12 protein-coding genes are annotated in these 11489 nt (G+C 65.7%); 9 read left to right on the top strand and 3 right to left on the bottom strand.

What is annotated here, in order from left to right; translation table 11 throughout:
• The first annotated feature begins 6 nt into the window (after positions 1–6).
• The 9 genes from AC1DBN_RS00530 to AC1DBN_RS00490 all read left to right on the top strand — a co-directional run bounded on the left by AC1DBN_RS00530 (position 7) and on the right by AC1DBN_RS00490 (position 8035).
• The gene (locus AC1DBN_RS00530) at positions 7–1296 is read left to right on the top strand and encodes a glucarate dehydratase family protein (RefSeq protein ID WP_091720659.1); all 1290 of its coding nucleotides are present in this window, start codon (positions 7–9) and stop codon (positions 1294–1296) included.
• Positions 1290–2504: a hypothetical protein gene (locus AC1DBN_RS00525; protein ID WP_477722417.1), complete on the top strand. Its 1215-nt coding sequence runs from the start codon at positions 1290–1292 to the stop codon at positions 2502–2504. Before AC1DBN_RS00530 ends, AC1DBN_RS00525 begins: the two co-directional genes overlap by 7 nt.
• A 49-nt stretch (positions 2505–2553) precedes the next feature.
• On the top strand, positions 2554–3585 hold the full coding sequence (locus AC1DBN_RS00520) for an NADPH:quinone reductase (protein ID WP_091720664.1): 1032 nt from the start codon (positions 2554–2556) through the stop codon (positions 3583–3585).
• A 98-nt stretch (positions 3586–3683) separates the two neighbouring features.
• Entirely contained in the window at positions 3684–5453 is a 1770-nt protein-coding gene (locus tag AC1DBN_RS00515) for a peptidoglycan D,D-transpeptidase FtsI family protein (protein WP_477722416.1), read from the top strand.
• 47 nt (positions 5454–5500) lie between these two features.
• Positions 5501–6193, top strand: a complete 693-nt coding sequence (locus tag AC1DBN_RS00510; protein ID WP_314214675.1) for a histidine phosphatase family protein — start codon at positions 5501–5503, stop codon at positions 6191–6193.
• Between the two features lie 23 nt (positions 6194–6216).
• Positions 6217–6768 carry a DUF3090 domain-containing protein gene (locus AC1DBN_RS00505; RefSeq protein ID WP_091720672.1) on the top strand — a complete coding sequence of 184 codons (552 nt, stop codon included), beginning with the start codon at positions 6217–6219 and terminating at the stop codon, positions 6766–6768.
• Complete coding sequence (locus AC1DBN_RS00500; RefSeq protein ID WP_091720674.1) at positions 6768–7532, top strand: SCO1664 family protein; 765 nt, start codon at positions 6768–6770, stop codon at positions 7530–7532. Before AC1DBN_RS00505 ends, AC1DBN_RS00500 begins: the two co-directional genes overlap by 1 nt.
• 15 nt (positions 7533–7547) lie before the next feature.
• A complete protein-coding gene (locus tag AC1DBN_RS00495) occupies positions 7548–7826 on the top strand; it encodes an SDR family NAD(P)-dependent oxidoreductase (RefSeq protein WP_091720677.1) in 279 nt (92 codons plus the stop codon).
• A complete protein-coding gene (locus AC1DBN_RS00490) occupies positions 7823–8035 on the top strand; it encodes a hypothetical protein (RefSeq protein ID WP_477722415.1) in 213 nt (70 codons plus the stop codon). Before AC1DBN_RS00495 ends, AC1DBN_RS00490 begins: the two co-directional genes overlap by 4 nt.
• 77 nt (positions 8036–8112) lie before the next feature.
• Here AC1DBN_RS00490 and AC1DBN_RS00485 read toward each other — a convergent pair whose 3' ends face one another.
• The 3 genes from AC1DBN_RS00485 to nrdF form a co-directional block, all read right to left on the bottom strand.
• Positions 8113–8946 carry an aldo/keto reductase gene (locus AC1DBN_RS00485; RefSeq protein ID WP_091720682.1) on the bottom strand — a complete coding sequence of 278 codons (834 nt, stop codon included), beginning with the start codon at positions 8944–8946 and terminating at the stop codon, positions 8113–8115.
• 234 nt (positions 8947–9180) lie between these two features.
• Positions 9181–10242 (bottom strand): MsnO8 family LLM class oxidoreductase, encoded by a 1062-nt coding sequence (locus tag AC1DBN_RS00480; protein ID WP_091720685.1) that lies wholly within the window; start codon positions 10240–10242, stop codon positions 9181–9183.
• Positions 10243–10421: 179 nt separating this feature from the next.
• A complete protein-coding gene (gene nrdF / locus AC1DBN_RS00475) occupies positions 10422–11396 on the bottom strand; it encodes a class 1b ribonucleoside-diphosphate reductase subunit beta (protein ID WP_091720688.1) in 975 nt (324 codons plus the stop codon).
• Between the last annotated feature and the right edge of the window lie 93 nt (positions 11397–11489).

Here is an 11489-nt window from a genome sequence, read left to right as displayed (position 1 = left end):
AGTTCCATGAAAACCAGCACCACCCTGCCCGCCGCGCCCACCCCCACCGCGGCGGACCTGAAAATCACCGAGATCACCATTACGCCCATTGCATTTTCCGACCCGCCACTGCTGAACGCCGTGGGAGTGCACGAACCGCTGGTCCACCGGGTGATCATCGAGGTCAGGACCGCCAACGGCCTGCTGGGCCTGGGCGAATGCGCCGGCGGCCAGAGCCGGCTGGAAAACCTTGCCGTTGGCGCCAACGCCATCAAAGGCCTGGGCGTGTTTGACACCTCCGTGATGGAACAGCTGATCACCGGGGCGCTGGACCCCAGTCTCTCCTCCTTCGAAAAGGCTGCCGTCTTCTCGGCCTTCGAGGTGGCGGCGCTGGACATCCAGGGCCACGCCACGGGCAGGACCGTCAGCGAACTGCTGGGCGGAACCGTCCGGGACGAAGTTCCCTTCAGCGCCTATCTGTTCTACAAATGGGCGGAGCACCCCGCCCTGGATGGCAAGCCTGCCATCACCGATGAGTGGGGCGAGGCCCTGGACCCTGCGGGCCTTGTCCGCCAGGCGCAGAAAATGATCGGCGAATACGGGTTCAAGTCCATCAAGCTCAAGGGCGGCGTATTTCCGCCCGCGCAGGAAATCGAAGCCATCAAAGCCCTGCGGGAAGCGTTCCCGAAGCTGCCGCTGCGGCTGGACCCTAACACGGCCTGGACCGTGGAAACGTCGCAATGGGTGGCCCGCGAAACCGATGGACTGCTTGAATACCTGGAGGACCCCACGCCCGGGCTGGAGGGCATGGGCGAGGTGGCGGCCGCCGCTTCCATGCCGCTGGCCACCAACATGTGCGTGGTGGCGTTCGACCACATCAAGCGCAGTGTGGAGCTGGATTCCGTTCAGGTTATCCTGGGCGACCACCACTACTGGGGCGGCCTCCGGCACACCCGCGAGCTGGGAACCCTCTGCCAGACCTTCGGCATAGGATTGTCCATGCACTCCAACTCACACCTGGGCATCAGCCTGGCAGCAATGGTCCACGTTGCCGCCGCTACCCCGGCCTTGACCTACGCCTGCGATACCCACTACCCGTGGAACGGGCACAACGACGTGGTCAAGCCGGGCGCCCTCCGCTTTGTTGACGGCAGCGTGCGCGTTCCCACCGGCACTGGCCTGGGCGTTGAGCTGGACCGGGACAAACTGGCCGAGCTGCACCAGCAGTACCTTGATGCGAAAATGACGGCCAGGGACGATACCGGCTACATGCAGCGGTTCATGCCCGAATACACGGCGGATCTGCCCCGGTGGTAGCCCCGCAGGCCATCGGCTACCTCTATCCCTGGGATGTCCTGGGGGATCCGGCCGCGCCGGCATGGCTGGGCACTGCCGGAGTGGACCGGGTGGCGTTGGCTGCGGCCTACCATTCGGTCCGGGCCGGCACCCCCCGCCATCCGGACCGGCGCGTGGTGGATGCCCGAACCGCGGCGCTGTACGTGCCGGCCGGAGCCGCGTTTGCAGACCAGGCGTTGGTTCCCGCCTCTGCCAAAGGGTGGACGGGAACGGCGAACTCCTTTGCCGGCGCGGCCGCCGTGGTCCGCGGCCTGGGCCTGCCGGTGGACGCCTGGACAGTCCTGACGCACTCAAGCGCAGCGGGAGGCAACAACCCAGATCTGTGCGTCCGCAACGCCTTTGGCGAGGTGTACCGCTATGCCCTCTGCCCGTCGCAGCCGCAGGTCCGGACGTACGCGGCCGCCCTGGTGGCACAGGTACTGGCGGAGGGACAGCCGGACGGCCTGGTCCTGGAGGCCATCGGTCCGCTGGGTTTCGGCCACCAAAACCAACATGAAAAAACCGAAGGCGCGGAATACTCCCCGTGGGTCCAAGCGCTCCTTTCGCTGTGTTTCTGCACTGCCTGCATTGCCGCCTGCGAAGCCCGCGGTTTGCCGGTGCAGGAGTACCGGAGCCAGGTCCGCAGCGCCGTCCTGTTGGCGGAAGATCATACCGAGACGCCTGAAACGGCGCCTGGAGCGGCCGATTTCCTCCCGCTGTTGGACATCCGCTGGGATGCGGCAGCTGCATTGCTGGATGAGTGCCTCGCAGCCATCGACGCGTCCGGTGCCGCTCCACGGATTTCCTTACATGCATCGCCGGACCCCTGGTCCACGGGCCCCTTTGTCGCCACGGCTTCCTTGCGCCGCAGCAAACTGTGGCCGCTGATGGACCAGGTGACCGCCGTCGTCGCCTGCTGGGGAGAATCGGACCAGGGTGTCGCCGCGGTCCGGGCACTCAAGGCCGCCGCGCCGCAGGCCCGCGTAGGCGCGTACGTGCTGGCCCTGCCGCCCAAACGTGCCGACGCCGGCCACCTCGCCGCTGAATGGGAGAGCCTTGCGGAAGCCGGAGCCGACGAACTCCACGTCTACCACCTGGGGCTGGCCTCGACCCGCCGGCTTGGCGCCATCGGCGGGGCGGTCACGATGCTGCGCGATGACGGGGCACTGCGGCAACGCGACGTTCGGTAGGTTGGTGCCATACGTCAGGGCCAGTTTTTATCGAGGCATGGGAGAACAAGTGAAAGCGATCGTGTACGAAGAGACCGGTGCGTCGTCGGTACTGCAACTTCAGGACAAAGCAAAGAGCGATCCGGGTCCCGGCGAGGTCCGCGTCCGGCTGGCTGTATCCGGGGTAAATCCCACGGACTGGAAGTCCCGTGCAGGCAGCGGGCAGGGCAGCACGAAGCTGAAGGCGCCAAAGGTTCCGAACCAGGACGGCGCCGGAATTGTCGATGCCGTAGGCCCCGGGGTGTCAGGCTTCAGCGCCGGCGACCGCGTCTGGCTCTGGGACGTGGCCTGGGGCGGCGACGAAGGTACGGCCCAGGAGTATGCCGTTGTTCCGTCGGTGAAGGTGGTGGCCCTTCCCGATGATGAGTCCTTTGATACCGGGGCCTCCCTGGGCATACCGGCCCTGACCGCGCACAGGGCCTTGACCTCCAGTGAACACGGGCCTGACCGGCTCTCCCCCGGATCGTTGACCGGCCAGACCGTTCTCGTCACTGGCGGCGCAGGAGCCGTAAGCCACGCCGCAATCCAGCTGGCCCGCTGGGCCGGAGCCACCGTCATCACCACCGTCAGCGACGACCGGAAGGCCGGCCTCGCCCGCCTCGCAGGGGCTCACCAGGTCCTCAACTACCGCACCGAAGACGTTGTTGCCGCCGTCAACGCCGCAGTCCCGGCGGGCGTGGACACCATCGTGGACGTCAACGCTCCCGCCAACCTGGAGTCCGACGTCCGGATCCTCAAGCCTGGCGGAACCATCGCTATTTATGCAGCGAACCCCGGGGAATCGGTGACCGTCCCCGTCCGGGAAAGCATGGGCAAGAACATCCGCTACCAGTTCATCCTGACCTATACCGTCACTGACGGGCAGAAGGAGCACGCGGTGGAGTCGGTAGCCGAGGCGCTGGCGGCAGGCGCGCTTCGCGTCGGTGAGGACCATGGGCTGCCCCTGACCCGTTTCCCGCTTGCCGAAACGGCATCGGCGCACGACGCCGTCGAACAAGGGACCATCGGAAAGGTGCTCATCGACGTCGCCCCGCTCCCCTAAGGACGATTCCGCGCAGGCCCGGCGTGCCAAATCTCACATTCACGGCCACGCCGGGCCGCCGGGCACCCCCGTGCAGGGGCCGCGGCTAACGTGGACGGGTGCGAATCCATGACGTGTCCAGCCCGCGATCCACCGCCCGCGTCCGCCTTGGATTCTGCTTCATGGTGGCGCTGCTCCTGGTGGTTGCGGGCCGGGTGTTCGTGGTCCAGGGATTCGATCCAGAGAGTTATGCGTCCAAGGCTGCGGACCGGCGGACCCAGGTATCCGCGCTCGCCTCCGAACGCGGCGCCATCCTGGACATGAACGGCACCGTCCTGGCCCAGAGCACCGTCCGCTACGACATCGTGGGCACACCGAAAGTCAACAGCACCACCGAGACTTTCCGCCAGGTAGACGATTCCGGCACCGTCCAGACGGTCACACGCGACCAGGGCCTCCTGGAACTCGCCAACCTCCTGGAGATGCCTGAGCCCGAAGTCCGTGAGCTCATGACCGGCGACGCCCTGTTCACCTATCTTGCCAAAGCCGTGGACCCCGGCGTCGAACGTGCAGTCGTGGACCTGGGAGTTCCGGGAGTGGAGTCGAGGCCGGTCAAAAAGCGCGCCTACCCCCAAGGGGCGGTGGCCGGCAGCATTGTTGGATTCACCAATGACCAAGGCGGCGCCGCAGGCCTCGAACTGACCCTGGACGAACAACTGACAGGCCGCGACGGGGAACGGACCTACCAGACCGGCGCCGACGGGATCATCATCCCCACCGCTCCGCTGGAGGTGGTGCCGGCCACCAACGGCCAGTCGGTCAGGCACACCATCGACACCGATCTGCAGTACGCGGCGCAGGAAGCGCTGGAAGCCCAGGCAGGCAAACTCAGCGCCGACTGGGCGAACCTGATTGTCGTCGAAGCCAAGACCGGAAAGATCCGCGCCATGGCGGAAACAAATTCCGTGGACCCCAACGACCCCGGAGCCACCGCACCGGAGGATCGCGGAGCGCGGTCCGTGCAGGCTGCCATTGAGCCGGGGTCAACGGAAAAGGCCATCACTGCAGCGGCCGCCATCGAAGAAGGACTCGTCAGCCCCGGCTCCCGCCTCGTCATTCCGTCCGGGTACACGGTGAACGGGCAGTTCTTCAAGGACTCCTTCGAGCACGGCACCGAGCAGCGGACCTTCGCGGGCGTCATCGGTTCCTCCATGAACACGGGCACCGTCATGGTCGGCCAGGACCTGAGCCGGGAACAGCGCTATGACTACCTCCGAAAATTCGGCATCGGCTCCAGCACCGGAATTCCCCTCCCCGGCGAATCCGCCGGGCTCCTGGCCAAGCCGGACCAGTGGGACGGCCGGCAGGAATTCGCCGTTCTCTTCGGCCAGGGCGTATCCCAGACTCCCCTGCAGACCACCATGGCGTTCCAGGCAATCGCCAACGACGGTGTCCTCCTCAAGCCGCGGCTGATCGAGTCCTACCTCGACCCGGACGGCACCGAACACCCGGTAGAAGCTGAACCCGGCAGCAGGGCGGTCAGCGAATCGACGGCGAGGCAGACACGCGACATCCTCGAGAGTGTGGTCACCGCTGGCGGCGCCAAAGACATCAAGGTCCCCGGATACCGGGTTGGCGGCAAGACCGGCACCGCTGAAGCGGTGGCCGATTCGGGCAAGGGCCTGGACGGGTATACCGCTTCGTTCGTCGGCATGGCACCGATGGATGACCCGCAGTACGTCGTCATGGTCAACGTCCAGCGGCCGGCCGGAAACATCTACGGAATTTCAACCGCGCCGGTCTTCAACAACATCATGACCAGGGTCCTCAGCAAGTTCGACGTCGCCCCGTCCAGGACGCCGTCAGTCAGCCTGCCCCAGAAGTTCTGAGACACGCGCCGCCGGGTTGGGCGCGCCAGTCTGGTTAGGCTGGGTGGATGGCAACAGTAATCCTCGTGCGGCACGGCCGCACCACCGCTAATGCGTCCGGGATCCTGGCCGGCCGGGCCGCCGGCGTGGGCCTGGACCAGACCGGACTTGAGCAGGCGGCTTTCGCCGGAGACCGCCTTGCCGTGCTGCCCCTGGCGGGCGTAGTGTCCAGTCCCCTTGAGCGTTGCCGGGAAACCGCACGGCTCATCCTCGACCGGCAGGCAGGCAGCCCTGCCGCTCCCGTCGAGTCCGACCTCACGGAATGTGATTACGGGCAGTGGCAGGGCCGCAAGCTCAGTGACCTCGCCACCGAAGACCTGTGGGGTGCGGTGCAGTCACAGCCGTCCACCGTCGTTTTCCCAGGCGGTGAATCGATGGCCGGGATGCAGGCCCGGTCAGTGGCGGCAATCCGGCGCCATGACGCGGCATTCGAAGCCGGTCACGGTCCGGGAGCCGTATGGGTGGCCGTGAGCCACGGCGACGTCATCAAATCAATCCTGGCCGACGCGCTTGGGATGCATCTGGACCTCTTCCAGCGCATCAACGTGGGTCCGGCCTCCATCTCGATAGTGCATTACGGTCCCGCCCGGCCAAGCGTCTACGCCACCAACACCGACGCAGGGGATCTTGCGTGGCTCACCCACGGCATCACATCCGGCGATGCGCCGGTGGGCGGCGGCGCGGGACAGGCTGCCACCTAGGCCCGTGTGCCTAAAATACTGATATGCCCACACTTGTTCACGAATTTGCCTGGCCTGACCGGGTCGTCATCGGCACCATCGGCGTTCCGGGGGCACGCACGTTCTATCTGCAGGTCCGTACGGGTAAGCAGATTGTCAGTATCGCGTTGGAAAAGCAGCAGTCAGCCGAGCTGGCTGAAAAGATCGACGACATCCTCGATCAGCTCGGCACCATCGAGGGAAATCCGTTCAGCGTTCCTGCGGGCACGCCCGTGGAACTGGTGGACAATGACCAGCTCGAGACGGTCGAGGAGCAGTTCCGGACGGGTGCCATGAGCCTGGGCTGGGACCCGGCAACAGCGCAGATCGTCATTGAGGCCTACCCCATCATTGAAATCGATGCTGATGCGGGCGAAATACCCGATGTCGATGACGCGGAGTTCCCCGAGATGCTGCTGGTACGGATGCCGGTTGGCACGGCGCGGGCTTTCGCCAAGCGCACGCGGGAGATCGTGGGCGCCGGACGCCCTGCCTGCCCGCTGTGCGGCTATCCTGTAGACCCCGAAGGGCACGTCTGCACCCTGCCCGAGGCCTGATGCCCGTCGACCTGCCGACCGGAGAGCTGACCCTCACCGGGCGGATCACGACGGCGTCGAATGCCACCTTCGTGGGGAGCATCGGCGACACCACTGTTGTCTACAAGCCGATTGCCGGGGAGAAACCGTTGTGGGATTTTCCCGACGGTTTCCTCGCCCACAGGGAGGTTGCCGCCTACCTGGTCTCGGAGGCACTTGGCTGGAACGTCGTGCCACGTACCTGGCTGCGGGACGGTCCGCTGGGCGAAGGAATGGTGCAGCTGTGGCAGGAGCCGGATCCCGACCAGAAGGCGGTGGACATCTTCTCTCCGGACGACGCGCCCCAGACCGGTTGGCGCCACGTTCTTGAAGGCGAGGATGAGACCGGCCGGACAGTTGCCCTCCTCCACGAGGACTCTGTGGCGCTGAGGCGCATGGCCGTGTTCGACGTCGTGGTGAATAACGCTGACCGCAAGGGCGGCCACATCCTCGCCATGGCGGGCGGGCACCGGCACGGTGTGGACCACGGGCTGACCTTTCACACGGACCACAAGTTGCGCACGGTGTTGTGGGGCTGGCTGGGCGATGACCTGAGCAGCGAGGAACTCAAGGGCATTGAGCGGGTCAGCGAGGGCCTGGACGGGGACCTGGGCCGGGACCTCGCGAACCTGCTCAGCGACGAGGAGATCGCATCGCTTGCCGTGCGCTGTGCCCGGTTACGCTCTGCGGGCCGGTTCCCGGCTCCAAGGGGCGGCATGCCTGCAGTCCCGTGGCCGCTGTTCTGAGGCAGTTGGAATGCGATGACGCTCGGCCTCGCCCGCGCCGGTGCCAGCGTCGTCATCTCGGCGGCGCGGGAGGCGGACGAGATCCGCAAGGTCGCCGATGAGATCAACGTGATGCTCGGCACTCCCCGGGTGCTGGCGCTGCAAGCGGACGTGACCCGGGAAGCCGAGTGCCGGCGCTTGGTCGACGAGGCACTCGCTGCCTTTGGCGGGCTTCACATCCTGGTCAATAACGCCGGCCGCGGCATGAAATACGTGAGCCCCTGCTGCCCGGCGGCGCGACGGACACGGGCATGATCCCCGACGGCGTATCCGAGGCTGTGCTCCGCCAACTGCTTCGGCCCGAAGTGACGGTCGAGCCGCTGCTTTGGCTGGCCTCGGATGACTCCGCAGAGATCACGGGCACCCGTCTGGATGCAGCGCGGTGGGACGAGACCCTTACGCCCGAACGGGCAGCCGCAGCCGCCCTCGAGCACGCTGGCTGGGCCAACCAGGCTCCGCACTGACGGAGTCACAGCTGCCCTGACTGACGTTGTCTGGATGGACGGGAGCCTGCGCCGGAACGGAGTTCGCGAAGGCGTCGCTAGATCACTTCGAGCACGCGTTTGCGAGTGGGCGGCGGATGGGCGCGATCCAAGTCAGCCAGGTCGCCGGGCGTGAGACGGACGTCGAGTGCGTCCCGGCATTCCTGGACATGGTTCGGGCTTGAGGCTTTTGGAATTGCCAGGACGTGCGGCTGCCTGAGCACCCAGGCGAGGGCGATCTGCGCGGGGCTGGCACCGTGTTCCGTTGCGATGCGGACCAGCACGGGATCGTCCAATACTCCGCCCTGCTCGAGTGGCGAGTACGCCATCACAGGGATGCCCCGCTCAGTGCACCACGGCAACAGATCGAACTCGATACCCCGGCGGGTGAGGTTGTACACCACCTGGTCAGTTGCGAGCTTCTGTCCGCCGGGCAATCGCATGAGGTCTTCCAGATTCGTGACGTCGAGGTTGCTGACTCCCCAATGCCGGATTTTTCCAGCGCGCTGCAGGTTTTCGAAGGCTTCGAGCGTTTCTGCCACCGGAACCGCGCCCTGCCAATGCAGTAGATACAGGTCGATGCTGTCCGTTCCGAGGCGACGCAGACTGCCCTCGCAAGCGGCGACGGTTCCGTGCAGCGTGGCGTGATGCGGCAGGACCTTGGTGACCAGGAACACTTCGTCGCGGCGTGTTGCCAGCGCCCTGCCAACGAGTTCCTCGGCGGCGCCGTCGCCATACATCTCAGCGGTATCGACCACGGACATCCCATGATCCAGGGCCATGTGTATCGCGGCGGTCTCGCGCGCGGCGTTGCCGCTGCGCTCACCCATTCCCCAGGTTCCGATTCCGAGCACCGGGACCGCTTCACCGGACGGAAGAAGTAACTCGCGCATCGTAGCTCCCGTCAGAAGTGCCCGTTCCCGGCCTGGGATTCGCCGCGTTCGTTCAACCTACTCCCCCGGAGCAGGACAGGACAGATCTCCAGGTGCGCGCCCCCGCTTACCGCAGCGTCTGCACGCATGTCCGGGCTGCGCGGCGGGAAACCTTTCCAGTTCCACGGAGTCCGGGGAACTGGAACTGGAACTTGCCGGCGTCCTGCCTGTCGCGCGGAAGGGCGCTGGATGGCCTCAAGTCAGGTGGGCGTCAAGGGGTGCCGCGAATCCCGGGCCCCCGTCCATGCTGCGGCGCTCGTCTTGGGGGAAGAGCCGCGCAAGGATCCGGTCAGAGTCCTCCTGTGCAGCGACGTCAAAGGCTCCGCCGGTGACCAGCAACTCGTCAGCTCCGGAGGTCGCAAGCAGGTGCTGGACTTGAGTCCGAACCTCGGAGGCCGTCCCGTACAGCGATGTGGACAGGCTGCTTTCGACCGCTTCCTTTTCCCGGAGAGTCAGCCCCGCCCACTCGGTTGGACCCACGGGCGCGAGGGCCGCGAATTCGCCGGTGGTCCTGGAGCGGGCCAGCGCGACGGCTTCGGGCAGAAGCAGTTCCCTCGCCGCCTGGCGGGTGCCGGCGACTGCTACGTTGGCGGAAACCAGGACATAGGGCAGGTCGAACCAGCGTGATGGACGGAACTGTGAGCGATACCTTTCCAGCGCCGGGAGTGTGCCGTTCTGATCAGTCCGGAAAACAGCCGGCCCGCCCAGCACCAAAGCGAGGCCGGCACGGGCTGCAATATCGGCTCCCGAACGGGTGGCCAGCACGAATACCGGTGTAGCCGAATCGTTCCGCGGCCGGGCAGTGATTGACGCGGTTCCGGACAGGTACGCAAGCAGTTGGGCCAGCTGGTCTTCGAACTGCTCCGCGTCCTGTTTCCCGGCGCGCAGCGCATTTCGGATTGCCGGGGTGAAACCGACAGAGCGGCCCACGCCCAAATCGATCCGCCCCGGATGCAGGGCCTCCAGCGTGGCCGCCTGTTCGGCAATCACGAGTGGTTGATGGTTGGGAAGCATGATGCCTCCTGAACCGACCCGGATGGAGTGCGTCCGGGCAGCAACGGCTGCCATCAGCACGGCCGGAACGGAACCGGCGATGCCTGGCACCGCGTGGTGCTCTGCGACCCAGAAGCGGTGGTAACCCCACTCCTCGGCCCGCTGGGCCCGTTCCACCACCAGGTTCAGGGCGTCGGCAGCAGGAAACCCGTTCCGGGCGTTGGCACGGTCGAGAATGGAAATCCGGGGAGGGGGAAAGGCCATACTGCTGGAACCACTCGGGGCGGGGAAGAATTCCGCTCCGTACGAAAGTTCGGAGTCCGGGTCCTGGGCCCGCAAGCCTGCCGCGTCGAGCGCGAGAGGCCGTTGCATCTCGGAAGGCCAACAAAGCGGGCCCCGCGCTTTACCGCGCAGGGCCCGCTTAGTCGGAGTCTCAGAAGTGACTAGAAGTCCCAGTCCTCGTCCTCGGTGTTCACGGCCTTGCCGATCACGTAGGAGGATCCCGAGCCCGAGAAGAAGTCGTGGTTCTCGTCAGCGTTCGGAGACAGTGCCGAGAGGATGGCCGGGTTCACGTCCGTGACGGAAGCCGGGAACATAGCCTCGTAGCCCAGGTTCATCAGGGCCTTGTTGGCGTTGTAGTGCAGGAACTTCTTGACGTCCTCGGCCAGGCCAACACCGTCGTAGAGATCGTGGGTGTACTGGACCTCGTTCTCGTACAGCTCGAAAAGCAGCTCGAACGTGTAGTCCTTGATTTCCTGGCGGCGTTCCTCGGAGACGGTCTCCAGCGCGCGCTGGAACTTGTAACCGATGTAGTAGCCGTGCACGGCTTCGTCGCGGATGATCAGGCGGATCAGGTCAGCCGTGTTCGTCAGCTTGGCGCGTGAGGACCAGTACATGGGGAGGTAGAAGCCCGAGTAGAACAGGAAGCTCTCCAGCAGGGTGGAAGCCACCTTGCGCTTCAGGGGGTCGTCACCCTGGTAGTAGTCCATGACGATCTGGGCCTTCTTCTGAAGGTTCTCGTTCTCGGTGGACCAGCGGAATGCCTCGTCGATCTCCTTGGTGGAAGCCAGAGTGGAGAAGATGGAGGAGTAGCTCTTGGCGTGCACGGACTCCATGAACGCGATGTTCGTGTAGACGGCTTCCTCGTGCGGGGTCAGCGCATCCGGGATCAGGGAGACAGCGCCCACGGTGCCCTGGATGGTGTCCAGCAGGGTGAGGCCGGTGAACACGCGCATGGTCAGCTGCTGCTCGACGGGGGTCAGCGTGTTCCACGACTGGACGTCGTTGGACAGCGGCACCTTCTCCGGCAGCCAGAAGTTGTTCACCAGGCGGTTCCAGACGTCGACATCCTTCTCGTCCTGGATGCGGTTCCAGTTGATGGCCTCGACGTGGCTAAGCAGCTTGACCTTTTCGGTCATGTCATCCCCTAAGCGTTGGGTGGGTTTCTCTAAGTTAAAGCGTACGACGGCGGGCGGGCACCCGCCGTCGTACTTGGCTAGTTAGTTGAAGCT

Source organism: Pseudarthrobacter sp. 10T415, from assembly GCF_056394175.1.
Note: the sequence above shows the minus strand (reverse complement) of the source record. Positions and strands in the feature narration are given on the sequence as shown.